General features: G+C 56.5%; 35 protein-coding genes and 1 pseudogene. 3 read left to right on the top strand and 33 right to left on the bottom strand.

What is annotated here, in order from left to right:
- The first annotated feature begins 10 nt into the window (after positions 1-10).
- Positions 11-697, top strand: a complete 687-nt coding sequence (locus ACM6HV_RS03055; RefSeq protein WP_198758951.1) for a DUF1190 domain-containing protein — start codon at positions 11-13, stop codon at positions 695-697.
- A 2-nt stretch (positions 698-699) separates the two neighbouring features.
- Positions 700-1,857 (top strand): glutathionylspermidine synthase family protein, encoded by a 1,158-nt coding sequence (locus ACM6HV_RS03050; protein WP_414903487.1) that lies wholly within the window; start codon positions 700-702, stop codon positions 1,855-1,857.
- An 80-nt stretch (positions 1,858-1,937) separates the two neighbouring features.
- Here the strand turns inward: ACM6HV_RS03050 and ACM6HV_RS03045 are convergent, their stop codons facing one another.
- Positions 1,938-2,456, bottom strand: coding sequence for a single-stranded DNA-binding protein (locus ACM6HV_RS03045; RefSeq protein ID WP_007966163.1), 519 nt, complete (start codon positions 2,454-2,456; stop codon positions 1,938-1,940).
- Positions 2,457-2,465: 9 nt separating this feature from the next.
- A complete protein-coding gene (locus ACM6HV_RS03040) occupies positions 2,466-3,863 on the bottom strand; it encodes an MFS transporter (protein WP_086794949.1) in 1,398 nt (465 codons plus the stop codon).
- A gap of 191 nt (positions 3,864-4,054) precedes the next feature.
- Here ACM6HV_RS03040 and uvrA point away from each other — a divergent pair, with 191 nt between their 5' ends.
- Positions 4,055-6,889, top strand: coding sequence for an excinuclease ABC subunit UvrA (gene uvrA, locus ACM6HV_RS03035; RefSeq protein WP_003228713.1), 2,835 nt, complete (start codon positions 4,055-4,057; stop codon positions 6,887-6,889).
- 65 nt (positions 6,890-6,954) lie between these two features.
- Here uvrA and bfr read toward each other — a convergent pair whose 3' ends face one another.
- The 31 genes and pseudogenes from bfr to ACM6HV_RS02880 all read right to left on the bottom strand — a co-directional run.
- Positions 6,955-7,419: a bacterioferritin gene (gene bfr, locus ACM6HV_RS03030; RefSeq protein ID WP_003228714.1), complete on the bottom strand. Its 465-nt coding sequence runs from the start codon at positions 7,417-7,419 to the stop codon at positions 6,955-6,957.
- 150 nt (positions 7,420-7,569) lie between these two features.
- Positions 7,570-9,024 carry a catalase gene (locus tag ACM6HV_RS03025; RefSeq protein WP_414903484.1) on the bottom strand — a complete coding sequence of 485 codons (1,455 nt, stop codon included), beginning with the start codon at positions 9,022-9,024 and terminating at the stop codon, positions 7,570-7,572.
- 239 nt (positions 9,025-9,263) lie between these two features.
- A complete protein-coding gene (gene rplQ / locus ACM6HV_RS03020) occupies positions 9,264-9,650 on the bottom strand; it encodes a 50S ribosomal protein L17 (RefSeq protein ID WP_003176402.1) in 387 nt (128 codons plus the stop codon).
- 42 nt (positions 9,651-9,692) lie between these two features.
- Positions 9,693-10,694, bottom strand: coding sequence for a DNA-directed RNA polymerase subunit alpha (locus tag ACM6HV_RS03015; RefSeq protein ID WP_003186012.1), 1,002 nt, complete (start codon positions 10,692-10,694; stop codon positions 9,693-9,695).
- A gap of 22 nt (positions 10,695-10,716) precedes the next feature.
- Complete coding sequence (rpsD, locus tag ACM6HV_RS03010) at positions 10,717-11,337, bottom strand: 30S ribosomal protein S4 (protein ID WP_003176404.1); 621 nt, start codon at positions 11,335-11,337, stop codon at positions 10,717-10,719.
- A gap of 18 nt (positions 11,338-11,355) precedes the next feature.
- Complete coding sequence (gene rpsK, locus ACM6HV_RS03005; RefSeq protein WP_002555466.1) at positions 11,356-11,745, bottom strand: 30S ribosomal protein S11; 390 nt, start codon at positions 11,743-11,745, stop codon at positions 11,356-11,358.
- A 30-nt stretch (positions 11,746-11,775) separates the two neighbouring features.
- Positions 11,776-12,132, bottom strand: a complete 357-nt coding sequence (gene rpsM, locus ACM6HV_RS03000; RefSeq protein ID WP_008374135.1) for a 30S ribosomal protein S13 — start codon at positions 12,130-12,132, stop codon at positions 11,776-11,778.
- Positions 12,133-12,262: 130 nt separating this feature from the next.
- On the bottom strand, positions 12,263-12,379 hold the full coding sequence (gene rpmJ / locus ACM6HV_RS02995) for a 50S ribosomal protein L36 (protein WP_002555468.1): 117 nt from the start codon (positions 12,377-12,379) through the stop codon (positions 12,263-12,265).
- A 27-nt stretch (positions 12,380-12,406) separates the two neighbouring features.
- Positions 12,407-13,735, bottom strand: a complete 1,329-nt coding sequence (secY, locus tag ACM6HV_RS02990) for a preprotein translocase subunit SecY (RefSeq protein WP_003228718.1) — start codon at positions 13,733-13,735, stop codon at positions 12,407-12,409.
- Positions 13,736-14,173 (bottom strand): 50S ribosomal protein L15, encoded by a 438-nt coding sequence (gene rplO / locus ACM6HV_RS02985; RefSeq protein ID WP_003228720.1) that lies wholly within the window; start codon positions 14,171-14,173, stop codon positions 13,736-13,738.
- 3 nt (positions 14,174-14,176) lie between these two features.
- A complete protein-coding gene (gene rpmD / locus ACM6HV_RS02980) occupies positions 14,177-14,353 on the bottom strand; it encodes a 50S ribosomal protein L30 (RefSeq protein ID WP_003176408.1) in 177 nt (58 codons plus the stop codon).
- A gap of 2 nt (positions 14,354-14,355) precedes the next feature.
- A complete protein-coding gene (gene rpsE, locus ACM6HV_RS02975) occupies positions 14,356-14,856 on the bottom strand; it encodes a 30S ribosomal protein S5 (RefSeq protein ID WP_003176409.1) in 501 nt (166 codons plus the stop codon).
- 3 nt (positions 14,857-14,859) lie between these two features.
- Complete coding sequence (gene rplR / locus ACM6HV_RS02970) at positions 14,860-15,210, bottom strand: 50S ribosomal protein L18 (RefSeq protein ID WP_003186037.1); 351 nt, start codon at positions 15,208-15,210, stop codon at positions 14,860-14,862.
- 10 nt (positions 15,211-15,220) lie between these two features.
- On the bottom strand, positions 15,221-15,754 hold the full coding sequence (rplF, locus tag ACM6HV_RS02965) for a 50S ribosomal protein L6 (RefSeq protein ID WP_007966176.1): 534 nt from the start codon (positions 15,752-15,754) through the stop codon (positions 15,221-15,223).
- Between the two features lie 12 nt (positions 15,755-15,766).
- Positions 15,767-16,159, bottom strand: coding sequence for a 30S ribosomal protein S8 (gene rpsH / locus ACM6HV_RS02960; RefSeq protein WP_007966178.1), 393 nt, complete (start codon positions 16,157-16,159; stop codon positions 15,767-15,769).
- Positions 16,160-16,368: 209 nt separating this feature from the next.
- Positions 16,369-16,674, bottom strand: a complete 306-nt coding sequence (gene rpsN / locus ACM6HV_RS02955; RefSeq protein ID WP_007955639.1) for a 30S ribosomal protein S14 — start codon at positions 16,672-16,674, stop codon at positions 16,369-16,371.
- 13 nt (positions 16,675-16,687) lie between these two features.
- On the bottom strand, positions 16,688-17,227 hold the full coding sequence (gene rplE / locus ACM6HV_RS02950; RefSeq protein WP_003210069.1) for a 50S ribosomal protein L5: 540 nt from the start codon (positions 17,225-17,227) through the stop codon (positions 16,688-16,690).
- A gap of 20 nt (positions 17,228-17,247) precedes the next feature.
- The gene (gene rplX, locus ACM6HV_RS02945) at positions 17,248-17,562 is read right to left on the bottom strand and encodes a 50S ribosomal protein L24 (RefSeq protein ID WP_003186046.1); all 315 of its coding nucleotides are present in this window, start codon (positions 17,560-17,562) and stop codon (positions 17,248-17,250) included.
- Positions 17,563-17,573: 11 nt separating this feature from the next.
- Positions 17,574-17,942: a 50S ribosomal protein L14 gene (gene rplN, locus ACM6HV_RS02940; RefSeq protein ID WP_002555479.1), complete on the bottom strand. Its 369-nt coding sequence runs from the start codon at positions 17,940-17,942 to the stop codon at positions 17,574-17,576.
- A gap of 23 nt (positions 17,943-17,965) precedes the next feature.
- Positions 17,966-18,232, bottom strand: coding sequence for a 30S ribosomal protein S17 (gene rpsQ, locus ACM6HV_RS02935; protein ID WP_003194644.1), 267 nt, complete (start codon positions 18,230-18,232; stop codon positions 17,966-17,968).
- 2 nt (positions 18,233-18,234) lie between these two features.
- Positions 18,235-18,426, bottom strand: a complete 192-nt coding sequence (gene rpmC, locus ACM6HV_RS02930; protein ID WP_002555481.1) for a 50S ribosomal protein L29 — start codon at positions 18,424-18,426, stop codon at positions 18,235-18,237.
- Entirely contained in the window at positions 18,426-18,839 is a 414-nt protein-coding gene (gene rplP, locus ACM6HV_RS02925; protein WP_003228729.1) for a 50S ribosomal protein L16, read from the bottom strand. Before rplP ends, rpmC begins: the two co-directional genes overlap by 1 nt.
- Before the next feature lie 12 nt (positions 18,840-18,851).
- Positions 18,852-19,538 carry a 30S ribosomal protein S3 gene (gene rpsC, locus ACM6HV_RS02920; RefSeq protein WP_003176422.1) on the bottom strand — a complete coding sequence of 229 codons (687 nt, stop codon included), beginning with the start codon at positions 19,536-19,538 and terminating at the stop codon, positions 18,852-18,854.
- Between the two features lie 13 nt (positions 19,539-19,551).
- Positions 19,552-19,884 (bottom strand): 50S ribosomal protein L22, encoded by a 333-nt coding sequence (gene rplV, locus ACM6HV_RS02915; protein ID WP_003103908.1) that lies wholly within the window; start codon positions 19,882-19,884, stop codon positions 19,552-19,554.
- Between the two features lie 11 nt (positions 19,885-19,895).
- Complete coding sequence (rpsS, locus tag ACM6HV_RS02910; protein ID WP_003228731.1) at positions 19,896-20,171, bottom strand: 30S ribosomal protein S19; 276 nt, start codon at positions 20,169-20,171, stop codon at positions 19,896-19,898.
- Between the two features lie 16 nt (positions 20,172-20,187).
- A complete protein-coding gene (rplB, locus tag ACM6HV_RS02905) occupies positions 20,188-21,012 on the bottom strand; it encodes a 50S ribosomal protein L2 (RefSeq protein ID WP_003228734.1) in 825 nt (274 codons plus the stop codon).
- A gap of 14 nt (positions 21,013-21,026) precedes the next feature.
- On the bottom strand, positions 21,027-21,326 hold the full coding sequence (gene rplW / locus ACM6HV_RS02900; protein ID WP_002555488.1) for a 50S ribosomal protein L23: 300 nt from the start codon (positions 21,324-21,326) through the stop codon (positions 21,027-21,029).
- On the bottom strand, positions 21,323-21,925 hold the full coding sequence (gene rplD, locus ACM6HV_RS02895) for a 50S ribosomal protein L4 (protein WP_003228735.1): 603 nt from the start codon (positions 21,923-21,925) through the stop codon (positions 21,323-21,325). The genes rplW and rplD overlap by 4 nt, the downstream gene beginning before the upstream one ends.
- 12 nt (positions 21,926-21,937) lie before the next feature.
- Positions 21,938-22,573, bottom strand: a complete 636-nt coding sequence (gene rplC / locus ACM6HV_RS02890) for a 50S ribosomal protein L3 (protein ID WP_003228738.1) — start codon at positions 22,571-22,573, stop codon at positions 21,938-21,940.
- 80 nt (positions 22,574-22,653) lie between these two features.
- The gene (gene rpsJ, locus ACM6HV_RS02885) at positions 22,654-22,965 is read right to left on the bottom strand and encodes a 30S ribosomal protein S10 (protein WP_003186070.1); all 312 of its coding nucleotides are present in this window, start codon (positions 22,963-22,965) and stop codon (positions 22,654-22,656) included.
- Between the two features lie 158 nt (positions 22,966-23,123).
- Positions 23,124-23,280 (bottom strand): annotated as a pseudogene (locus tag ACM6HV_RS02880) (elongation factor Tu); the annotation flags it as partial.

Raw genomic sequence — 23,280 nt, 5'->3', positions numbered from 1 at the left:
GAAGCCTTCGATGAAACGCAGCAAGTACGTTCAACTGTCCCTCGCCGCTTCGGTGGCGCTGGCGATTTCCGGCGAGGTTGCCGCGCAGGATCAGCAACGCTTCCAATCGGTCGAGGAGTGCGTCGGCGCCGAAGTGGCCGCCGATGTCTGCTCCAACGCCTACGTCGCGGCATTGACCGAGCACCGACGCATTGCCCCGGCCTACGCCGACAAGGCCACGTGCGACGCTGACTTCGCCGCCGACTGGTGCCAGAAGAACTCCGACGGCCGCTTCGTGCCCAAACTCGGCGGTTTCAAGGTACCGCAGAACGGCGAAACCCCGCAGGACCTGAATGCGCTTGCCAACGCGCAGATGCCTGCCGGTGAAGCAGCGGCTGCGCAGAACGCGCAAAGCACTTCCCACGCCTCTGGTGGCGGCGGCAACGGCTGGCTCACGGGCTGGCTGATCGGCAATGCGATGAGCAACAACGCCAACCGCACCGTTTACCGCGATCGCGACACGCGTCAGCCCTACAACACCTCGACGCAGTACCGCAAAATCGAATCGGTGCCGCGCAGTCAACCGGACTACGAGAGCAGCAAAAGCAAACCGGTGAACGTCGCCTCGTCGACCTCCCGTGGCGGCTTCGGCAGCCAGTCTTCCGCTCGCAGCGGTTGGGGTGGCTGGGGCAGCAGTTCCGGACGCTCGAGCAGCTGACCATGAAGAAGATCCACTGCGCCGAACGCCCAGACTGGAAACAGACAGCCGAAAGCCTCGGCTTTCTGTTCCACACCATCGACGACGAGCCGTACTGGGACGAAAGCGCCTACTACCAGTTCACGCTCGCGCAGATCGAAAACGATCTGGAGGAACCGACCACCGAACTGCACGAGATGTGCATGGATCTGGTCGACCGCGTGGTGCACAGCGAAGAGCTGCTGGATCGCCTGAGCATCCCGGCGCCGTACTACGACATGATTCGTACTTCCTGGCTGGAAGGTCATCCGCATCTGTACGGACGCATGGACTTTTCCTACAGCGGCAATGGCCCTGCCAAACTGCTGGAGCTCAACTACGACACGCCGACCAGCCTTTATGAGGCAGCGGCGTTTCAGTGGGGCTGGCTGGAGCAGTGCATCGAGCGCGGAATGCTGCCGCGCCACGCCGACCAGTTCAACAGCATCGACACCAAGCTGCATCAGGCATTTGCCGAGTTGCAACTCAAGCGCCCGTTCTACTTCGCTTCGATGAAAGACTCGGTCGAAGACAAGGGCACCACCGATTACCTGCGGCTGATTGCGGAAAAGGTCGGCATCGAATCCCGGCACATCGACATCGAAGACATCGGTCTGAACGCCGAGGGTCGCTTCGTTGACCTTGAGGATCGCTGGATCCCGCACCTGTTCAAACTGCACGCCTGGGAATTCATCTTCCACGAGCCGTTCGGTGCGGCGATTGCCGAGTGCGATACACAGTTTTTCGAACCGGCGTGGAAAGCGATCCTGTCGAACAAAGGCGCACTCCCATTGCTATGGGAACTGCACAAGGGCCACCCGAACCTGCTGGCGGCGCATCTTGATCCGAATCCGGCCAGTGCGGTGCCCAAGGGATGGGTGCGCAAACCGTACTTTTCCCGGGAAGGCGCCAATATCGAACTGCACACGGCAGAAGGTCTGATCGTCAAAGAAGACGGGCCCTACACCGATGCGCCATTCATCCTGCAGGAATTTGCGCCATTGCCGAAGTTCGACGACAGCTACACGCTGATCGGCTCTTGGGTGATTGGTGATCAGGCGGCGGGGATCGGCGTGCGGGAGGACAACAGCCTGATCACCAAGGATTCGAGCCGGTTTCTGCCGCACGTGATCCTCGACTGAGGCACGCATCCGCTCCCACAAAAAAGGCCCGTCGTTTTGAACGACGGGCCTTTTTTATTCAGCGTGGATGCAGCATCCAATTAGAACGGGATGTCGTCATCGAAGCTGTCGAAATCCGGAGCCGGTTGCGGTGCGGCCTGCTGTGGAGCCGGGGCCGGACGCTGTTGCGGAGCCGATTGCTGCGGACGCGGAGCCTGTTGGCGTGGCGCCTGCTGCTGATAGTTGTTGCCACCGCCTTGCTGGTCGCCCTGTTGTGGACGGCCGCCGAGCAGTTGCATGGTGCCTTGCATGTCGACCACGATTTCAGTGGTGTAACGCTTGATACCGTCTTTTTCCCACTCGCGGGTCTGCAGCTTGCCTTCGATGTACACCTGCGAACCTTTACGCAGGTATTCGCCGGCGATTTCCGCAACCTTGCCGAACATCGAAACACGGTGCCACTCGGTCTTCTCGACCTTCTGACCGGTTTGCTTGTCGGTCCACTGTTCGCTGGTTGCCAGACTCAGGTTGGTCACGGCGTTACCGTTAGGCAGGTAGCGAACTTCGGGATCCTGGCCGCAAGTGCCGACCAATATGACTTTGTTAACCCCACGGGCCATAACGTTCTCCTAGGCTTCGCAAGCAGCCTCGGCCGGGTTGTTCACCAGGCGTTCGAGGGTGTCGCGATCCACTAATTCTTTGTCCAGTTTGATGTAAACAGCTGCTTCATCAGCAACTATCACTGCATCTGTTACCCCTACGAGGGCCTTGAGGCGCTCGACCAGACCCGCTTCGCGGATCGCCTCGGGCGATAACGGCAAGCGCAGGCTCGTCACGTAGGGAGGTTCGCGCATGGTAACAGCAAAGGCCAGCCAGATGGCAGCCAGACCGGCACATCCAAGGAACACAACCGACAGACCGCCATGCTGAAACAGCCAGCCGCCGAGTATCCCGCCGAGTGCCGAACCGAGGAATTGGCTGGTGGAATACACGCCCATCGCCGTGCCCTTCCCGCCTGCCGGTGAAACCTTGCTGATCAGCGACGGCAACGAAGCCTCCAGCAGATTGAACGCGGTGAAGAATACCACCGTGCCGATCACCAGCGCCCGCAAGCTGTCACCGAACTGCCAGAAGAATAGCTCAGTGAGCATCAGCGTCAGGACGGCGCCAAGCAAAATTCGTTTCATTTTGCGTTTCTTCTCGCCGTAGATGATGAACGGAATCATGGCGAAGAAAGAGATCAGCAGCGCGGTGAGATAGACCCACCAGTGCTGCTCCTTGGGCAACCCGGCTTTTTCCACCAGTGCCAGCGGCAAGGCAACGAAGCTGGACATCAACATGGCATGTAACACAAAGATGCCGAGGTCCAGGCGCAACAGATCCGGATGCTTGAGTGTCGGCATCAAGGCCTGACGCGCTACGCCGGATTCACGATGGCTCAGCGGCCCGGTGGATTTCGGCACCATGAACATAATGATCAGGATGCCGACCAGCGCCATGCCGCCGGTGGCGAGAAACAGTCCGGACAGGCCGAAGGCCCGGGTCAACAACGGCCCGACCACCATCGCCACGGCGAACGACAGACCGATGGTCATGCCAATCATGGCCATGGCTTTGGTGCGGTGTTGTTCACGGGTCAGATCGGAAAGCAACGCCATCACCGCCGCAGAAATCGCCCCGGCCCCCTGCAGGATGCGTCCGGCAATCACGCCCCAGATCGAATCGGCCTGAGCCGCCAGCACACTGCCGAGGGCGAAGACCACCAGCCCGAGGAAAATCACCGGACGCCGGCCGATGCGGTCGGAAATGATCCCGAACGGAATCTGGAAAATCGCCTGGGTCAGGCCGTAAGCGCCAATCGCCAGCCCGATCAGGGCCGGGGTCGCTCCCGCCAGGTCCATGCCGTAGGTCGCCAGGACCGGCAACACCATGAACATGCCAAGCATACGGAAGGCGAACACCAGGGCCAGACCGCTCGCTGCGCGGGTCTCGCTGCCACTCATGCGTTCGCTGTGGGGATCGTGCATGGAAAAACCTCGTGTGAACCGGCGGCGATTCTACCAGTCCCATCGAAAGACGGGGTATATCGCGACGCTATGACGCGTATAGATGAAACTCTCTTCATGCAAGGCAAAAAACCCTTCGTTTGATAGTGTGCATCCATCCAGTATTTGCCCGTATACTCCTACGTTTTCGACGCCCGCCGAGCGAGGCCACTTTGGACAAGATCCTGATACGTGGGGCCCGTACCCACAACCTGAAGAACATCGACCTGACCCTGCCACGGGACAAACTGATCGTCATCACCGGCCTGTCCGGATCCGGCAAGTCGTCCCTGGCCTTCGACACGCTGTACGCCGAAGGTCAGCGCCGCTATGTCGAATCCCTGTCGGCCTACGCCCGACAGTTCCTGTCGATGATGGAAAAACCCGACGTCGACACCATTGAAGGTTTGTCGCCGGCCATCTCCATCGAGCAGAAGTCGACCTCGCACAACCCGCGCTCCACGGTCGGCACCATCACCGAAATCTACGACTACCTGCGTTTGCTGTATGCACGCGTCGGTACGCCACGCTGCCCGGATCATGACATTCCGCTGGAAGCGCAGACCGTCAGCCAGATGGTTGACCTGGTGCTGGCGCAGCCGGAGGGCAGCAAGCTGATGTTGCTGGCGCCGGTTATTCGCGAACGCAAAGGTGAACACCTGTCGGTTTTCGAAGAGCTGCGCGCCCAAGGCTTCGTCCGGGCGCGGGTCAACGGCCGCATCTGCGAGCTCGATGAGCTGCCAAAACTGGACAAACAGAAGAAGCACTCGATCGATGTCATCGTCGACCGTTTCAAGGTCCGTGCCGACCTGCAGCAGCGTCTGGCCGAATCGTTCGAAACCGCTCTCAAGCTGGCGGACGGCATTGCCCTGGTAGCGCCGATGGACGATGAGCCGGGCGAAGAGATGATCTTCTCCGCGCGTTTTGCCTGCCCGATCTGCGGCCACGCGATCAGCGAGCTCGAGCCGAAGCTGTTCTCTTTCAACAATCCGGCTGGCGCCTGCCCGACCTGCGATGGTCTGGGCGTGAAGCAGTTCTTCGACATCAAGCGCCTGGTCAATGGTGAACTGACCCTGGCCGAGGGCGCGATTCGCGGCTGGGACCGGCGCAACGTCTATTACTTCCAGATGCTCGGCTCACTGGCCTCGCACTACAAGTTCAGCCTGGAGAAGCCATTCAACGAACTGACCGCCGAACAGCAGAAGCACATCCTGCACGGCAGCGGCTCACAGAATGTCGACTTCAAGTACCTCAATGACCGCGGCGACATCGTCAAACGTTCGCACCCGTTCGAAGGCATCGTGCCGAACCTTGAGCGTCGCTACCGCGAAACCGAATCGGCCAGCGTCCGCGAAGAATTGGCCAAGTTCCTCAGCACCCAGGCCTGCCCGGATTGCCGTGGCACCCGTCTGCGTCGTGAAGCGCGGCACGTTTGGGTCGGCGAGAAAACCCTGCCGGCGGTGACCAACCTGCCGATCGGCGATGCCTGCGAGTACTTCGGCGAGCTGAAGATGACCGGCCGGCGTGGTGAGATCGCCGACAAGATCCTCAAGGAAATCCGCGAACGTCTGCAGTTTCTGGTCAACGTCGGCCTCGACTATCTGTCTCTCGACCGCAGCGCTGACACATTGTCCGGCGGCGAAGCACAGCGGATTCGTCTGGCCAGCCAGATCGGCGCCGGTCTGGTCGGAGTGCTGTACATCCTCGACGAACCGTCCATTGGCCTGCACCAGCGCGATAACGACCGCCTGCTCGGCACCCTCAAGCATCTGCGCGATATTGGCAACACGGTGATTGTGGTCGAGCACGACGAAGACGCGATTCGTCTGGCCGACTACGTGGTGGACATCGGCCCAGGCGCCGGCGTGCACGGCGGGCAGATCGTGGCGGAAGGAACGCCCGCCGAAGTCATGGCGCACCCGGACTCGCTGACCGGTAAATACCTGTCGGGCCGGGTGAAAATCGAAGTACCGGCCAAACGCACGCCGCGCAACAAGAAGCTGACGCTGTCGCTCAAAGGTGCGCGCGGCAACAACCTGCGCAATGTCGATCTGGAAATCCCGATCGGCCTGCTGACCTGCGTGACCGGCGTTTCCGGCTCCGGCAAATCCACGTTGATCAACAACACGCTGTTCCCGTTGAGCGCTACTGCGCTCAACGGTGCCACCACGCTGGAAGCGGCCGCGCATGACAGCATCAAGGGCCTGGAGCATCTCGACAAGGTCGTCGATATTGACCAGAGCCCGATCGGTCGTACGCCGCGCTCCAATCCGGCGACCTACACCGGGCTGTTCACCCCCATCCGCGAACTGTTTGCCGGTGTGCCCGAGTCGCGCTCCCGTGGTTACGGCCCTGGGCGTTTCTCGTTCAACGTCAAGGGCGGGCGCTGCGAGGCCTGTCAGGGCGATGGTCTGATCAAGGTCGAAATGCACTTTCTGCCGGACATCTACGTGCCGTGCGATGTGTGCAAGAGCAAGCGCTACAACCGCGAAACCCTTGAGATCAAATACAAGGGCAAGAGCATCCACGAAACCCTCGAGATGACTATCGAAGAGGCACGGGAGTTCTTCGACGCGGTGCCTGCGCTGGCGCGCAAGCTGCAGACGTTGATGGATGTGGGCCTGTCGTACATCAAGCTCGGGCAGTCTGCGACCACGCTGTCCGGTGGTGAAGCGCAGCGGGTCAAGCTGTCTCGCGAGCTGTCCAAGCGTGACACCGGCAAGACCCTGTATATCCTCGACGAGCCGACCACCGGCCTGCACTTCGCGGATATCCAGCAATTGCTCGACGTGTTGCATCGCCTGCGCGACCACGGCAACACGGTGGTGGTGATCGAACACAACCTGGACGTGATCAAGACCGCCGACTGGTTGGTGGACCTGGGGCCGGAAGGCGGCTCCAAGGGTGGGCAGATCATCGCCACCGGCACGCCGGAGGAAGTGGCCGAGATGAAGCAATCTCACACCGGTCACTACCTCAAGCCATTGTTGATTCGCGATCGAGCCTGATCTGAGGGCATGAAAAAGCCCCTGTCACTTGTACAGTGACAGGGGCTTTTTTTGTGTCTGCGCAATCAGGTGTGCGATTGCAGGTAATTCTCGAGACCGATGAGTTTGATCAGGCCCAACTGCTTTTCCAGCCAGTAGGTGTGATCTTCTTCGGTGTCATTGAGCTGAACACGCAGGATCTCGCGACTGACGTAATCCTTGTGCTGCTCGCACAACTCAATGCCTTTGCATAGAGCGGCGCGAACTTTGTACTCGAGACGCAGATCGGCTTCGAGCATCTCCGGCACGGTGGTACCGACGTCGAGATCGTCCGGACGCATGCGCGGCGTGCCTTCGAGCATCAGGATCCGGCGCATCAGTGCGTCAGCGTGACCGGCTTCTTCTTCCATCTCATGGTTGATTCGTTCGTAGAGCTTGGTGAAACCCCAGTCCTCATACATCCGCGAATGCACAAAATATTGGTCACGCGCGGCCAGTTCGCCGGTCAGCAACGTGTTGAGGTAATCGATAACGTCTGGGTGGCCTTGCATCGCCCTACATCTCCCTGCTTGAAAGTCTGTAGTTTGAACCAAGCTGACCGGAAGGTCACCCGTTTCGCGCAATAAAAGCGAAGAAGTTCTGAGAAAAGTTGGCTAAATAACGCAAAAACCGCCCTCAATGAGGGCGGTTCTGCTTCTCGTTTAGACTTCGTTAAGCTGTACGTCAAGCAGCTTTGCGATTGCTTCTCCATACGCCGGATCGGCTTTGAAAAAATGCTGCAACTGGCGATCAACCACGTCGGGTGAAACACCGCTCATGGCACCGGCGATGTTGCTGACCAAAAGCGCTTTCTGTTCGTCATTCATCAAACGGAACAACGCACCGGCGTGGCTGTAGTAATCGCTGTCCTCGCGATGATCGTAACGGTCTGCCGGACCGCTCAAGGCCAACGAAGGCTCAGCATAACGCGGGGCCTGCTTCGGTGATTCCACGTAGCTGTTGGGCTCGTAGTTAGGCGCTGCACCACCGTTGCTGCCGAACGCCATCGAACCGTCGCGCTGGTAGGTATTGACCGGGCTGCGCGGCGCATTCACCGGCAATTGCTGGTGGTTGGTGCCGACGCGGTAGCGGTGTGCATCAGCGTAAGCGAATACGCGACCTTGCAGCATGCGATCCGGCGACAGACCAACACCTGGCACCATATTGCTTGGACCGAATGCGGCTTGCTCGACTTCGGCGAAGTAGTTCAGCGGGTTGCGGTTCAGCTCCAGTTCGCCGACTTCGATCAGCGGGAACTCCTTCTGCGACCAGGTCTTGGTCACGTCGAACGGGTTCTCGTAGTGCGCTGCAGCTTGAGCCTCCGACATGATCTGAATGCACACGCGCCATTTCGGGAAGTCACCACGCTCGATGGCCTCGAACAGGTCACGCTGAGCGTAATCCGGATCGGTACCCGCGAGACGCGCAGCCTCGGCCGGCGCGAGGTTTTTGATCCCTTGCCGGGTCTTGTAGTGCCATTTCACCCAGTGACGCTCGCCTTGTGCATTGATCAGGCTGTAGGTGTGGCTGCCAAAGCCATGCATATGACGATAGCCGTCGGGAATCCCACGATCCGAAAACAGAATGGTCACTTGGTGCAGCGCTTCAGGCGAATGCGACCAGAAGTCCCACATCATTTGCGCGCTTTTCAGGTTGCTCTGCGGAAGACGTTTCTGGGTGTGGATAAAGTCAGGAAACTTCAGCGGGTCACGAATGAAGAACACCGGAGTGTTGTTGCCAACGATGTCCCAGTTGCCTTCTTCGGTGTAGAACTTGAGAGCGAAACCACGTGGATCACGCTCGGTGTCAGCCGAGCCACGTTCGCCGCCTACAGTGGAGAATCGCAGGAACGTCGGGGTTTGCTTGCCCACGGACTCAAACAGTTTGGCGCTGGTGTATTCAGTGATATCGCGAGTGACAGTGAACGTACCGTAAGCACCTGAGCCCTTGGCGTGCACACGACGCTCAGGAATGTTTTCACGGTTGAAATGGGCAAGTTTCTCGATCAGGTGAAAATCGTCGAGCAGCAGCGGGCCACGAGGGCCGGCGGAGCGAGAATTCTGGTTATCAGCGACAGGTGCGCCACTGGCGGTCGTAAGCGTTTTGAACTGGCTCATACGGTCTTCTTCCTCTGTCAGTCTTGAAACTGCCGGCTAATCGGCTTGCTGGGAAGTATTGATCATCGATGTGACACCTACAAATTCATTAATCTGTAGCCATCGATAGATAATTACTAATTATGTTTCCCTGCACATAGTGACAACAGAACAATGTCAGAAGCTTGTACGAACAGCGCATTTCTTGCGGGCACAAAAAACCGGGCACTAGGCCCGGTTTTTTGTTTCAGACTGACGTCTTACTCGGCGGATACAGCTTCGCCAGCAGTAGCACGATCAACCAACTCGACGTACGCCATAGGCGCGTTGTCGCCAGCGCGGAAACCGCACTTGAGGATGCGCAGGTAGCCACCCTCACGGGTAGCGTAACGCTTGCCCAGGTCGTTGAAGAGCTTACCAACGATAGCTTTCGAACGAGTACGGTCGAAAGCCAGACGGCGGTTAGCCAGGCTGTCTGTCTTGGCCAGAGTGATCAGCGGCTCGGCAACGCGGCGCAGTTCTTTGGCTTTTGGCAGAGTAGTCTTGATCAGCTCGTGCTCGAACAACGACACCGCCATGTTCTGGAACATGGCCTTGCGGTGCGAGCTGGTGCGGCTCAGGTGACGCCCACTTTTACGATGACGCATGGTTCATTCCTTACCAAACACTACGTTCGGTGATTACGACGATCAGGCAGTCGCCTTGTCGTCCTTCTTAAGACTTGCAGGCGGCCAGTTGTCGAGGCGCATGCCGAGGGACAGACCGCGGGAGGCCAGAACGTCCTTGATTTCAGTCAAGGATTTCTTGCCCAGGTTCGGAGTCTTCAACAGCTCTACTTCGGTACGCTGAATCAGGTCGCCGATGTAGTAGATGTTTTCCGCCTTAAGGCAGTTAGCCGAACGTACAGTCAGTTCCAGATCGTCAACCGGGCGAAGCAGGATCGGATCGATCTCGTCTTCCTGCTCGACAACCACTGGCTCACTGTCACCTTTGAGGTCGACGAACGCAGCCAACTGCTGTTGCAGGATGGTTGCAGCGCGGCGGATAGCCTCTTCAGGATCCAGAGTACCGTTGGTTTCCAGATCAATAACCAGCTTGTCCAGGTTGGTACGCTGCTCGACACGGGCGTTTTCCACCACGTATGCGATACGGCGAACCGGGCTGAACGAAGAGTCGAGCTGCAAGCGACCAATGCTGCGGCTTTCGTCTTCATCGCTCTGACGCGAGTCGGCTGGTTCATAACCACGACCACGAGCTACGGTGAGCTTCATGTTCAGGGCGCCGTTAGACGCCAGGTTAGCGATTACGTGATCGGGGTTAACGATCTCGACATCATGATCCAGCTGAATATCGGCAGCGGTAACCACCCCCGAACCCTTCTTCGACAAGGTCAGCGTAACTTCGTCACGACCGTGCAGCTTGATGGCCAGACCTTTAAGGTTCAACAGGATTTCAATTACGTCTTCCTGTACACCTTCGATGGCGCTGTACTCGTGGAGCACACCGTCAATCTCGGCCTCGACTACTGCGCAGCCGGGCATTGAGGACAACAGGATGCGGCGCAGCGCGTTGCCCAGGGTGTGGCCAAAACCACGCTCGAGAGGCTCGAGAGTGATCTTGGCGCGGGTTGGACTGACAACCTGCACATCAATGTGGCGGGGTGTCAGGAACTCATTTACCGAAATCTGCATGGATGCACCTATTTTCTAGCCCTTACTTGGAGTAGAGCTCGACAATCAGGCTTTCGTTGATGTCGGCGGACAGATCACTGCGAGCAGGAACGTTCTTGAAAACGCCCGACTTCTTCTCAGTGTCTACTTCTACCCATTCTACGCGGCCACGTTGGGCACACAGATCGAGAGCTTGGACAATGCGAAGTTGGTTTTTTGCTTTCTCGCGAACTGCGACCACGTCACCAGCACGAACCTGATACGACGGAACGTTTACGGTCTGACCGTTAACGCTGATCGACTTGTGCGATACCAGCTGACGGGATTCGGCACGAGTCGAACCAAAGCCCATACGGTATACAACGTTGTCCAGACGGCATTCGAGCAGTTGCAGCAGGTTTTCACCGGTTGCACCTTTCTTGCCAGCAGCTTCTTTGTAGTAGCCGCTGAACTGACGCTCGAGAACGCCGTAGATACGACGGACCTTCTGCTTTTCACGCAGTTGGGTGCCGTAGTCGGACTGGCGACCGCGGCGTTGGCCGTGGATACCAGGTGCTGCTTCAATGTTGCACTTCGATTCGATCGCGCGCACGCCGCTCTTCAGGAAGAGATCGGTGCCTTCGCGACGAGCGAGTTTGCATTTTGGACCAATGTAACGAGCCATTCTTTACAATCTCCTGGATTACACGCGGCGCTTCTTCGGCGGACGGCACCCGTTGTGCGGGATTGGCGTCACGTCGGTGATGCTGGCGATCTTGTAGCCACAGCCGTTCAAAGCGCGGACTGCGGATTCACGACCTGGACCTGGACCCTTGACGTTAACGTCGAGGTTTTTCAGGCCGTATTCCAGCGCAGCTTGACCAGCACGCTCAGCGGCTACTTGAGCAGCGAACGGGGTGGACTTGCGGGAACCGCGGAAACCCGAACCACCGGAGGTAGCCCAGGAAAGAGCGTTACCTTGACGGTCGGTAATGGTCACGATGGTGTTGTTAAAAGAAGCATGGATGTGGGCGATGCCATCAACCACTGTCTTTTTAACTTTTTTACGAGGACGAGCAGCAGGTTTTGCCATGATTAAATTCCTGTCGATTCGCTGGGGCGATTACTTGCGGATCGGCTTACGCGGACCTTTACGGGTACGCGCGTTGGTCTTGGTACGCTGACCGCGTACTGGAAGACCGCGACGATGACGCAGACCGCGATAGCAACCGAGGTCCATCAAGCGCTTGATTTTCATGTTGATTTCGCGACGCAGGTCACCTTCAGTGGTGAACTTCGCCACTTCGCCACGCAGCTGTTCAATTTGCTCGTCGCTCAGATCTTTGATCTTTGCTGCTGGGTTTACCCCAGTGTCTGCACAGATTTTCTGCGCAGTAGTGCGACCGACACCATAGATGTAGGTCAGCGAGATAACAGTATGCTTGTTATCTGGAATGTTAACGCCTGCAATACGGGCCATTCAGTGGGACTCCAATTGACAGCTACCTACGCCCCGGAAGCCAAGAAATAGGGCGCGAGATAATATCGCTGTAATAACAAATAATCAACCCGGCAGCGCACTAGCTGCCGGGCTTGAAGCACAATCACACTCAGCCTTGGCGCTGTTTGTGACGCGGTTCCGCGCTGCAAATTACTCGAACAACACCTTCGCGGCGAATAATCTTGCAGTTACGGCACAGCTTTTTCACCGATGCACGAACTTTCATCACCAACTCCTCGAACCTTATGGGTACTCAGCGCAACATGCCGCTGCCGTAACCCTTCAGGTTGGCTTTCTTCATCAGGGATTCGTACTGGTGCGAAACGAGGTGCGATTGTACTTGGGACATGAAGTCCATCACAACCACGACCACGATCAGCAACGAGGTCCCGCCAAGGTAGAACGGAACGTTTGCTGCAACCACCAGGAACTGGGGCAACAGGCACACGGCCGTCATGTAAAGAGCACCGAACATGGTCAAGCGAGTCAGAACGCCATCAATATAGCGTGCAGACTGCTCACCTGGACGGATGCCCGGAATAAAGGCACCGGACTTCTTCAGGTTTTCCGCTACGTCTTTCGGATTGAACATCAACGCCGTATAGAAGAAGCAGAAGAAAATAATCCCTGCACTAAACAGCAGAATATTCAACGGCTGACCAGGAGCGATCGACTGCGAGATGTCCTGCAACCAGCCCATACCTTCAGACTGACCAAACCAGGCACCCAACGAAGCCGGGAACAGCAGAATGCTGCTCGCGAAAATAGCCGGAATAACACCGGCCATGTTCACCTTCAGCGGCAAGTGGCTTGTCTGCGCAGCAAAAACCTTACGGCCCTGCTGACGCTTGGCGTAGTGAACAGCGATACGACGCTGACCACGCTCAATGAACACCACGAAACCGATAATCGCTACTGCCAGCAAACCGATGGCAACCAGGGCGAAGATATTGATATCACCCTGACGCGCAGACTCGAAAGACTGCCCGATTGCTCTCGGAAGACCGGCGACGATACCCGAAAAAATCAACATCGAGATACCGTTGCCTACACCACGCTCAGTAATCTGCTCACCCAGCCACATCATGAACATCGCACCAGCCACAAACGTGGATACCGCGACGAAATGGAAGCCAAAGTCACCAGTGAACGCAACGCCCTGCCCCGCCAGGCCAATGGACATGCCAATAGCCTGAACGAGAGCGAGGACGACGGTGCCGTAGCGGGTGTACTGGCTGATCTTGCGACGGCCAGCTTCACCTTCCTTCTTCAACTGCTCCAGCTGCGGGCTGACGGCGGTCATCAGTTGCATGATGATCGATGCCGAAATGTACGGCATGATCCCCAGTGCAAAGATGCTCATCCGTTCCAGCGCGCCGCCGGAGAACATGTTGAACAAGCTAAGAATGGTCCCCTCATTCTGTCGAAACAGGTCTGCGAGTCGGTCCGGGTTGATACCTGGAACCGGGATGTGTGCGCCTATTCGGTAGACGATAATCGCCAGGAACAGAAAACGCAGACGAGCCCAGAGTTCAGACATACCGCCTTTGCCGAGCGCAGAGAGAGCACCTTGCTTAGCCATTTATTCCTCGAACTTGCCGCCAGCTGCTTCGATAGCCGCACGCGCACCTTTGGTGGCGCCGATTCCCTTGCCGATAGTGACAGCGCGAGTCACTTCACCGGACAGCATGATTTTCACACGCTGTACGTTGACGTTGATCACGTTGGCATCTTTCAGGGACTGCACGGTGACGATGTCGCCTTCCACTTTGGCCAGCTCGGACAGACGCACTTCTGCGCGGTCCATGGCTTTCAGGGAAACGAAACCGAACTTCGGCAGGCGACGATGCAGCGGCTGTTGACCGCCTTCAAAGCCTGGAGCAATGGTGCCACCGGAGCGGGAGGTTTGACCTTTGTGACCACGGCCACCAGTCTTACCCAAACCACTACCGATACCACGGCCCGGACGATGCTTTTCGCGACGGGAACCCGGCGCTGGACTCAGATCATTGAGTTTCATCGATTAACCCTCGACACGCAGCATGTAGTAAGCCTTGTTGATCATCCCGCGATTTTCGGGAGTATCCTGGACTTCTACAGTGTGACCGATGCGACGCAGACCCAGACCCTTAACGCACAGTTTGTGGTTAGGGATGCGGCCGGTCATGCTTTTGATCAGCGTAACTTTAACGGTAGCCATGATCAGAAGATCTCCTTGACAGTCAGGCCACGCTTGGCAGCAATGGACTCAGGAGATTGCATAGCCTTCAGACCCTTGAAAGTGGCGTGAACCACGTTTACCGGGTTAGTCGAGCCGTAGCACTTCGCCAGAACGTTCTGAACGCCAGCAACTTCGAGGACAGCACGCATAGCGCCGCCAGCGATGATACCGGTACCTTCAGAAGCAGGCTGCATGTACACCTTCGAAGCGCCGTGAGCGGACTTCATTGCGTACTGCAGGGTGGTGCCGTTCAGGTCAACTTGAATCATGTTGCGGCGAGCAGCTTCCATTGCCTTCTGGATCGCAGCAGGCACTTCACGCGACTTGCCACGGCCGAAGCCAACACGCCCTTTACCATCACCAACCACGGTCAACGCGGTGAAAGTGAAGATACGGCCGCCTTTAACGGTTTTGGCTACGCGGTTAACTTGAACCAGCTTCTCGATGTAGCCTTCGTCGCGCTTTTGGTCGTTATTTGACATAACTTAGAACTCCAGCCCAGCTTCACGAGCAGCATCAGCCAGCGCTTTAACGCGGCCATGGTACTTGAAGCCAGAGCGGTCGAAAGCCACTTGCGAGACGCCAGCGGCCTTAGCACGCGTAGCGACCAGCTGGCCAACCTTTGTGGCCGCGTCGATGTTGCCAGTGGCGCCATCACGCAGTTCTTTATCCAAAGTCGAGGCACTTGCCAGGACTTTGTTGCCGTCGGCCGAGATGACCTGGGCGTAGATGTGCTGCGACGAGCGGAACACGCAGAGACGCACGACTTCGAGTTCGTGCATTTTCAGGCGTGCTTTGCGAGCGCGACGCAGTCGAGTAACTTTTTTGTCGGTCATTTGCTATGCCCTACTTCTTCTTGGCTTCTTTACGACGGACGACTTCGTCCGCGTAGCGCACACCTTTGCCTTTGTACGGCTCTGGTGGACGGAAGTCGCGGATCTCAGCGGCCACTTGACCTACCAGCTGCTTGTCGATGCCCTTGATCAGGATATCGGTCTGGCTAGGAGTCTCAGCGGTGATGCCTTGCGGCAGTTCGTAATCCACTGGGTGCGAGAAGCCAAGAGCCAGGTTCAGCACCTGACCTTTTGCTTGCGCCTTGTAACCAACACCGACCAGCTGGAGCTTGCGCTCGAAGCCTTGGCTTACGCCTTGGACCATGTTGTTTACCAACGCACGCGTGGTACCGGCCATTGCGCGAGTCTGTTGATCGCCATTGCGAGCAGCGAAACGCAGCTCACCAGCTTCTTCAACGATCTCAACGGACGAATGGATGTTCAGTTCAAGAGTACCCTTGGCACCCTTCACCGAAAGCTGTTGGCCTGCGAATTTGACTTCGACACCGGCTGGCAGCTTAACGGGGTTCTTAGCGACGCGAGACATGCTTATCCCCCCTTAGAACACAGTGCAAAGAACTTCGCCGCCGACACCGGCAGCGCGCGCAGCACGATCCGTCATCACACCTTTGTTGGTGGAGACGATAGACACGCCAAGACCGCCACGAACTTTCGGCAGATCTTCAACGGACTTGTACTGACGCAGGCCTGGACGACTAACGCGCTTGACTTCCTCGATGACCGGACGGCCTTCGAAGTATTTCAGCGAGATGGACAACGACGGCTTAGCGTCGGTGGTGATCTGAAAATCCGCGATGTAACCTTCGTCCTTCAGGACTTTTGCTACAGCCACCTTCAACGTGGAAGACGGCATGCTTACGACAGACTTTTCAGCCATCTGGGCATTACGGATTCGAGTTAGCATGTCCGCTAACGGGTCCTGCATACTCATGGGCTAGACGCTCCTAATACAGAAAAATTAGCCTTGCGGCTACTACTTGTCGCCGAGAAATTCCGGGCACGAAAAACACGGGCTCAGGCGAGCCGGTCATTCTAGACACACCCCAGAAATGAATCAAGCCCCAAAAGGGGCTTGATTCAAATTCAAGGCCACCGATGGTCAGGTTCTTGCGACCCCAACCATCAAGGCTTTGACAGCGATTACCAGCTGGCTTTAACCAGACCTGGAACGTCACCACGCATTGCCGCTTCACGCAGTTTGTTACGGCCCAGGCCGAACTTGCGGTAAACGCCGTGCGGACGACCAGTCAGGCGGCAACGGTTACGCATGCGCGAAGCGCTTGCGTCACGTGGTTGCTTCTGCAGAGCTACGGTCGCTTCCCAACGCGCTTCTGGACTTGCGTTCAGATCAACGATGATAGCTTTCAGCGCTGCACGCTTGACGGCGTACTTGGCAACAGTGAGCTGACGCTTCAGCTCACGGTTTTTCATGCTCTTCTTGGCCATTTTCCTACTCCAATCAGTTGCGGAACGGGAATTTGAAAGCACGCAGCAGAGCGCGGCCTTCATCATCGTTCTTGGCAGTGGTGGTCAGGGTAATGTCCAGACCGCGGAGAGCATCGATCTTGTCGTAGTCGATTTCCGGGAAAATGATCTGCTCTTTCACGCCCATGCTGTAGTTGCCACGACCATCGAAGGACTTGGCATTCAGGCCGCGGAAGTCGCGAACCCGAGGCAGGGAGATCGACAGCAGACGATCCAGGAACTCGTACATACGCTCACGGCGCAGAGTCACTTTGACGCCGATCGGCCATCCTTCACGGACTTTAAAGCCAGCGATGGATTTACGAGCGTAGGTCACAACGACTTTTTGGCCGGTGATCTTTTCCAGGTCAGCAACAGCGTGCTCGATGACTTTTTTGTCGCCGATCGCTTCGCCCAGACCCATGTTCAGGGTGATTTTGGTAACGCGCGGAACTTCCATCACGTTCGAAAGCTTAAGTTCTTCCTTAAGTTTCGGAGCGATTTCCTTCCGGTAAATCTCTTTTAGTCGTGCCATGGTCTTCTACCTAGCAGTGTTCAAGCATCAACCGCTTTTTGGGTCGACTTGAAGACACGAATTTTCTTACCGTCTTCTACTTTGAAACCAACGCGGTCAGCCTTGTTGGTTTCGCCGTTGAAGATGGCGACGTTGGAAGCGTGCAGTGGCGCTTCTTTCTCGACGATACCGCCCTGTACGCCCGACATCGGGTTAGGCTTGGTATGACGCTTGACCAGGTTCAGACCACCAACAACCAGACGGTTGTCAGCAAGAACCTTCAGCACCTTACCGCGCTTACCTTTGTCTTTGCCGGCGATCACGATGATCTCGTCGTCACGACGAATCTTTTGCATGTCGGATCTCCTTACAGCACTTCTGGGGCGAGCGAGACGATCTTCATGAACTTCTCAGTACGAAGTTCACGGGTCACTGGCCCAAAGATACGGGTGCCGATCGGCTCTTGCTTGTTGTTCAGAAGAACAGCAGCGTTGCCATCAAAGCGGATAATGGAGCCATCAGCACGACGTACGCCGTGACGAGTGCGGACTACAACAGCAGTCATCACTTGGCCTTTTTTCACTTTACCGCGAGGAATTGCTTCCTTCACGGTAACTTTGATGATGTCACCGATACCAGCGTAACGACGATGGGAGCCACCCAGCACCTTGATGCACATAACACGGCGAGCGCCGCTGTTATCGGCCACATCGAGCATGGATTGAGTCTGAATCATATAATTTCTCCGACCCCTAGCCCTTAGACTTCCACAGCGCGTTCGAGAACATCAACCAGCGCCCAAGACTTGGTCTTGGCCATCGGACGAGTTTCACGAATAGTGACTTTGTCGCCGATGTGGCACTGATTGGTTTCGTCGTGCGCGTGCAGCTTAGTCGAACGCTTAACGTATTTACCGTAGATCGGGTGCTTAACGCGACGCTCGATCAGAACGGTGATGGTTTTGTCCATCTTGTCGCTGACAACACGGCCAGTCAGCGTACGGACAGTTTTTTCGGCTTCAGCCATGATCACTTACCTGCCTGCTGGTTGAGCACAGTCTTCACGCGAGCGATGTCACGCTTAACTTGCGAGAGCAGATGAGACTGCCCCAACTGGCCAGTTGCTTTCTGCATGCGCAGATTGAACTGGTCGCGCAGCAAGCCGAGCAGTTGCTCGTTCAGCTGCTGTGCGGATTTTTCACGAAGTTCATTCGCTTTCATCACATCACCGTCCGTTTAACAAAGGAGGTGGCGAGCGGCAGCTTTGCAGCAGCCAGGGCGAAAGCCTCACGCGCCAGCTCTTCAGAAACACCCTCGATTTCATACAGGACTTTGCCTGGCTGAATCTGGGCAACCCAGTATTCCACGTTACCCTTACCTTTACCCATACGAACCTCGAGAGGCTTTTTGGAGATCGGCTTGTCCGGGAATACACGGATCCAGATCTTGCCGCCACGTTTTACGTGACGGGTCAGAGCACGACGCGCTGACTCGATCTGACGAGCGGTGAGACGACCACGAGCAACAGACTTCAGCGCGAACTCGCCGAAGCTGACTTTGCTACCGCGCAGTGCCAGACCACGGTTGTGGCCGGTCATCTGCTTGCGGAACTTCGTACGCTTAGGTTGCAACATTTGGCGTACCCCTTACTTAGCAGCTTTTTTACGAGGCGCTGGTGCTTGTGGCTTCAGCTCTTCTTGGCGACCACCAATTACTTCGCCTTTGAAGATCCAAACCTTTACACCGATCACACCGTAAGTGGTGTGAGCTTCGTAGTTGGCATAGTCGATGTCGGCACGCAGGGTGTGCAGTGGCACACGACCTTCGCGATACCATTCAGTACGTGCGATTTCAGCACCGCCGAGACGACCGCTCACTTGGATTTTGATGCCTTTGGCACCAATGCGCATGGCGTTCTGTACTGCGCGCTTCATAGCGCGACGGAACATTACACGACGCTCCAGCTGCTGAGCTACGCTCTGCGCAACCAGCATACCGTCGAGCTCCGGCTTGCGGATCTCTTCGATATTGATGTGCACAGGCACACCCATTTGCTTGGTCAGGTCCTGACGCAGTTTCTCAACATCTTCACCCTTCTTCCCGATAACGATACCTGGACGAGCGGTGTGGATGGTGATGCGTGCAGTTTGAGCCGGACGATGGATATCGATACGGCTTACGGACGCGCTTTTTAGTTTGTCTTGGAGATACTCACGCACCTTCAGATCTGCGAACAAGTAGTCCGCATAAGTCCGACCGTCTGCGTACCAGACGGAGGTGTGCTCCTTGACGATTCCCAGGCGAATGCCAATGGGATGTACTTTCTGACCCATCTCTTCGACTCCGTTACTTGTCAGCAACCTTGACAGTGATATGGCAAGACCGCTTGACGATGCGATCAGCACGGCCTTTGGCACGTGGCATGATGCGCTTCAGCGAACGCCCTTCGTTGACGAAAACGGTGCTGACCTTCAGGTCATCAACGTCTGCGCCTTCGTTATGCTCGGCGTTGGCTACGGCCGACTCCAGCACTTTTTTCATGATCTCGGCGGCTTTCTTACTGCTGAAAGCCAACAGGTTGAGCGCTTCGCCCACCTTCTTCCCGCGGATCTGGTCGGCGACCAAGCGGGCTTTCTGGGCGGAGATTCGAGCGCCCGACAACTTAGCGGCTACTTCCATTTCCTTACCCCTTAACGCTTGGCTTTCTTGTCAGCCACGTGCCCACGATAAGTGCGGGTACCGGCGAACTCGCCCAGTTTATGGCCAACCATGTCTTCGTTCACGAGAACTGGGACGTGCTGACGGCCGTTGTGTACAGCAATGGTCAGACCGACCATTTGTGGCAGGATCATCGAACGACGCGACCAAGTCTTAATTGGTTTGCGATCGTTCTTTTCCGCCGCCACTTCGATCTTCTTCAGTAGGTGAAGATCAATAAAAGGACCTTTTTTCAGAGAACGTGGCACTGTCGTATCCCTCTATTTACTTGCGACGACGGACGATCATTTTGTCGGTACGCTTATTACCACGAGTCTTCGCGCCCTTAGTCGGGAAGCCCCATGGCGATACCGGATGACGACCACCAGAGGTACGACCTTCACCACCACCATGTGGGTGGTCAACCGGGTTCATGGCAACACCACGAACGGTTGGGCGAACGCCACGCCAGCGTTTGGCACCAGCTTTACCCAGCGAACGCAGGCTGTGCTCGGAGTTCGAGACTTCGCCCAGGGTCGCACGGCATTCAGCCAGGACTTTACGCATTTCACCGGAACGCAGACGCAGGGTAACGTACACGCCTTCACGAGCGATCAGCTGAGCCGAAGCACCAGCGGAACGAGCGATCTGTGCGCCTTTACCTGGCTTCAGTTCGATGCCGTGTACGGTAGAACCGACTGGAATGTTGCGCAGTTGCAGAGCGTTGCCTGGCTTGATTGGAGCCAGAGCGCCTGCGATCAGCTGGTCGCCAGCACTCACGCCTTTAGGGGCGATAATGTAGCGACGCTCGCCGTCTGCGTAGCAGAGTAGTGCGATGTGAGCAGTACGGTTTGGATCGTATTCGATACGCTCGACAGTGGCGACGATGCCATCTTTGTCGTTGCGACGGAAATCGACCATACGGTAATGCTGCTTATGACCACCACCGATGTGACGAGTGGTAATACGGCCATTGTTGTTACGACCACCAGTCTTCGATTTTTTCTCGAGCAGCGGTGCGTGAGGAGCGCCTTTATGCAGCTCCTGGTTGACCACCTTGACCACAAAACGGCGGCCAGGGGAAGTCGGTTTGCATTTAACGATTGCCATGATGCACCCCTTCCTTACTCAGCACTGCTGCTGAAATCGAGATCTTGGCCTGGCTGAAGGGAGATAACTGCCTTCTTCCAGTCATTACGCTTGCCCAGACCGCGAGCAGTGCGCTTGCTCTTACCCAGAACGTTCAGGGTAGTGACGCGCTCTACTTTCACGCTGAACAGGCTTTCGACGGCCTTCTTGATTTCCAGCTTGGTTGCATCAGTAGCAACCTTGAAAACGAACTGGCCTTTCTTGTCTGCCAGAACCGTAGCCTTCTCGGAAACGTGCGGGCCAAGCAGAACTTTAAATACGCGTTCCTGGTTCATCCCAGCAGCTCCTCGAATTTCTTCACGGCCGACACGGTGATCAACACCTTGTCGTATGCGATCAGACTAACTGGATCGGAACCTTGCACGTCACGTACATCTACGTGTGGCAGGTTACGAGCAGCCAGGTACAGGTTCTGATCAACAGCGTCCGACACGATCAGAACGTCGGTCAGGCTCATGTTGTTCAGTTTGCCCAGCAGATCTTTGGTTTTCGGAGTTTCAACAGCGAAATCCTGAACCACGACCAGACGATCAGTACGCACCAACTCAGCAAGGATGGAACGCATTGCTGCGCGATACATCTTCTTGTTCAGCTTCTGGGAGTGATCTTGTGGACGAGCTGCGAAAGTGGTACCGCCGCCACGCCAGATTGGGCTACGGATAGTACCGGCACGAGCACGGCCAGTACCTTTCTGACGCCATGGGCGCTTGCCGCCACCACGAACGTCGGAACGGGTCTTCTGCTGCTTGCTACCTTGACGGCCGCCGGCCATGTAGGCCACGACTGCTTGGTGAACCAGCGTCTCGTTGAATTCGCCGCCAAATGTCAGTTCGGAAACTTCGATCGCTTGAGCGTCATTTACATTTAATTGCATGTCAGCTTCCCCTTAACCGCGAGCCTTGGCTGCTGGACGTACAACCAGGTTGCCGCCAGTAGCGCCAGGAACAGCGCCCTTGACCAACAACAGATTGCGTTCAGCGTCCACGCGCACTACTTCCAGGGACTGCACGGTCACGCGCTCAGCGCCCATATGACCGGACATTTTTTTGCCCTTGAATACACGACCAGGAGTCTGGCACTGGCCGATAGAGCCTGGGACGCGGTGGGATACGGAGTTACCGTGGGTGTTATCTTGCCCGCGGAAATTCCAACGCTTGATCGTACCCTGGAAGCCTTTACCCTTGGACTGACCGGTTACATCAACCAGTTGACCAGCGGCGAAGATTTCAGCGTTGATCAGATCGCCAGCCTGGTACTCGCCTTCTTCAAGGCGGAATTCCATGGTGGTGCGACCAGCGGCAACGTTCGCTTTAGCGAAGTGGCCAGCCTGAGCTGCTGTTACACGCGAAGCGCGACGCTCGCCGACAGTGACTTGCACTGCACGATAGCCATCGGTCTCTTCAGTTTTGAACTGGGTGACGCGATTCGGCTCGATCTCAATGACCGTGACCGGAATGGAGACACCTTCTTCGGTGAAAATACGGGTCATACCGCATTTACGACCGACTACACCAATAGTCATGTTGTAAACCTCATGAGTGTACGGGGCTTTCACCCGCTATGGCCGCCCATTTCAGAGCGTTACACGACCAAGACCGAGTCTTAGCCGAGGCTGATCTGCACTTCCACACCGGCCGCAAGATCAAGCTTCATAAGTGCATCAACGGTTTTATCCGTTGGCTGGACGATGTCCAGAACGCGCTTATGAGTGCGGATTTCGTACTGGTCACGCGCGTCTTTGTTGACGTGCGGGGAAACCAGAACGGTGAACCGCTCTTTACGGGTAGGCAGTGGAATTGGACCACGCACTTGAGCACCAGTACGTTTCGCGGTTTCCACGATTTCCTGGGTTGATTGGTCGATCAGGCGATGGTCGAAAGCCTTCAACCTGATACGGATTTGCTGATTTTGCATTGGATTTCAGACTCCGGCTGCTATTCCCACCGGGCGCAATACGCCCGTTAAAAGGAGGCGCAATTCTATAGACGCCCCAGATAGGTGTCAACCCAATAAAAAAGCCCCCGCTGAGCGGGGGCTTTTTCAATTCATCAAGCAGACTCTATAAAAGAGAATTACTCGATGATTTTAGCTACGACGCCAGCGCCGACGGTACGACCGCCTTCACGGATAGCGAAACGCAGACCGTCTTCCATCGCGATGGTTTTGATCAGGGTAACAGTCATCTGAATGTTGTCACCTGGCATTACCATTTCAACGCCTTCTGGCAGC

Origin of the sequence: Pseudomonas sp. IT-P260, assembly GCF_949768395.1 — a bacterium.
GTDB lineage: Bacteria > Pseudomonadota > Gammaproteobacteria > Pseudomonadales > Pseudomonadaceae > Aquipseudomonas > Aquipseudomonas parakoreensis.
Note: the sequence above shows the minus strand (reverse complement) of the source record. Positions and strands in the feature narration are given on the sequence as shown.

Excerpts from the sequence above, each read along its gene's own strand:
- ACM6HV_RS03055 (WP_198758951.1), top strand. The coding sequence starts at position 11 with ATGAAACGCAGCAAGTACGTTCAACTGTCCCTCGCCGCTTCGGTGGCG.
- ACM6HV_RS03050 (WP_414903487.1), top strand. The coding sequence starts at position 700 with ATGAAGAAGATCCACTGCGCCGAACGCCCAGACTGGAAACAGACAGCC.
- ACM6HV_RS03045 (WP_007966163.1), bottom strand. The coding sequence starts at position 2,456 with ATGGCCCGTGGGGTTAACAAAGTCATATTGGTCGGCACTTGCGGCCAG.
- ACM6HV_RS03040 (WP_086794949.1), bottom strand. The coding sequence starts at position 3,863 with ATGCACGATCCCCACAGCGAACGCATGAGTGGCAGCGAGACCCGCGCA.
- bfr (WP_003228714.1), bottom strand. The coding sequence starts at position 7,419 with ATGCAAGGCCACCCAGACGTTATCGATTACCTCAACACGTTGCTGACC.
- ACM6HV_RS03025 (WP_414903484.1), bottom strand. The coding sequence starts at position 9,024 with ATGAGCCAGTTCAAAACGCTTACGACCGCCAGTGGCGCACCTGTCGCT.
- rplQ (WP_003176402.1), bottom strand. The coding sequence starts at position 9,650 with ATGCGTCATCGTAAAAGTGGGCGTCACCTGAGCCGCACCAGCTCGCAC.
- ACM6HV_RS03015 (WP_003186012.1), bottom strand. The coding sequence starts at position 10,694 with ATGCAGATTTCGGTAAATGAGTTCCTGACACCCCGCCACATTGATGTG.
- rpsD (WP_003176404.1), bottom strand. The coding sequence starts at position 11,337 with ATGGCTCGTTACATTGGTCCAAAATGCAAACTCGCTCGTCGCGAAGGC.
- rpsK (WP_002555466.1), bottom strand. The coding sequence starts at position 11,745 with ATGGCAAAACCTGCTGCTCGTCCTCGTAAAAAAGTTAAAAAGACAGTG.
- rpsM (WP_008374135.1), bottom strand. The coding sequence starts at position 12,132 with ATGGCCCGTATTGCAGGCGTTAACATTCCAGATAACAAGCATACTGTT.
- rpmJ (WP_002555468.1), bottom strand. The coding sequence starts at position 12,379 with ATGAAAGTTCGTGCATCGGTGAAAAAGCTGTGCCGTAACTGCAAGATT.
- secY (WP_003228718.1), bottom strand. The coding sequence starts at position 13,735 with ATGGCTAAGCAAGGTGCTCTCTCTGCGCTCGGCAAAGGCGGTATGTCT.
- rplO (WP_003228720.1), bottom strand. The coding sequence starts at position 14,173 with ATGAAACTCAATGATCTGAGTCCAGCGCCGGGTTCCCGTCGCGAAAAG.
- rpmD (WP_003176408.1), bottom strand. The coding sequence starts at position 14,353 with ATGGCTACCGTTAAAGTTACGCTGATCAAAAGCATGACCGGCCGCATC.
- rpsE (WP_003176409.1), bottom strand. The coding sequence starts at position 14,856 with ATGTCAAATAACGACCAAAAGCGCGACGAAGGCTACATCGAGAAGCTG.
- rplR (WP_003186037.1), bottom strand. The coding sequence starts at position 15,210 with ATGACCGACAAAAAAGTTACTCGACTGCGTCGCGCTCGCAAAGCACGC.
- rplF (WP_007966176.1), bottom strand. The coding sequence starts at position 15,754 with ATGTCTCGCGTCGCTAAGAACCCCGTTAAGCTGCCAGCCGGTGTCGAA.
- rpsH (WP_007966178.1), bottom strand. The coding sequence starts at position 16,159 with ATGAGTATGCAGGACCCGTTAGCGGACATGCTAACTCGAATCCGTAAT.
- rpsN (WP_007955639.1), bottom strand. The coding sequence starts at position 16,674 with ATGGCCAAGAAGAGCATGAAAAACCGTGAGCTGAAGCGTCAGCTCACT.
- rplE (WP_003210069.1), bottom strand. The coding sequence starts at position 17,227 with ATGGCACGACTAAAAGAGATTTACCGGAAGGAAATCGCTCCGAAACTT.
- rplX (WP_003186046.1), bottom strand. The coding sequence starts at position 17,562 with ATGCAAAAGATTCGTCGTGACGACGAGATCATCGTGATCGCCGGCAAA.
- rplN (WP_002555479.1), bottom strand. The coding sequence starts at position 17,942 with ATGATTCAGACTCAATCCATGCTCGATGTGGCCGATAACAGCGGCGCT.
- rpsQ (WP_003194644.1), bottom strand. The coding sequence starts at position 18,232 with ATGGCTGAAGCCGAAAAAACTGTCCGTACGCTGACTGGCCGTGTTGTC.
- rpmC (WP_002555481.1), bottom strand. The coding sequence starts at position 18,426 with ATGAAAGCGAATGAACTTCGTGAAAAATCCGCACAGCAGCTGAACGAG.
- rplP (WP_003228729.1), bottom strand. The coding sequence starts at position 18,839 with ATGTTGCAACCTAAGCGTACGAAGTTCCGCAAGCAGATGACCGGCCAC.
- rpsC (WP_003176422.1), bottom strand. The coding sequence starts at position 19,538 with ATGGGTCAGAAAGTACATCCCATTGGCATTCGCCTGGGAATCGTCAAG.
- rplV (WP_003103908.1), bottom strand. The coding sequence starts at position 19,884 with ATGGAAGTAGCCGCTAAGTTGTCGGGCGCTCGAATCTCCGCCCAGAAA.
- rplB (WP_003228734.1), bottom strand. The coding sequence starts at position 21,012 with ATGGCAATCGTTAAATGCAAACCGACTTCCCCTGGCCGCCGTTTTGTG.
- rplW (WP_002555488.1), bottom strand. The coding sequence starts at position 21,326 with ATGAACCAGGAACGCGTATTTAAAGTTCTGCTTGGCCCGCACGTTTCC.
- rplD (WP_003228735.1), bottom strand. The coding sequence starts at position 21,925 with ATGCAATTAAATGTAAATGACGCTCAAGCGATCGAAGTTTCCGAACTG.
- rplC (WP_003228738.1), bottom strand. The coding sequence starts at position 22,573 with ATGACTATTGGTGTAGTCGGTCGTAAATGCGGTATGACCCGTATTTTC.
- rpsJ (WP_003186070.1), bottom strand. The coding sequence starts at position 22,965 with ATGCAAAATCAGCAAATCCGTATCAGGTTGAAGGCTTTCGACCATCGC.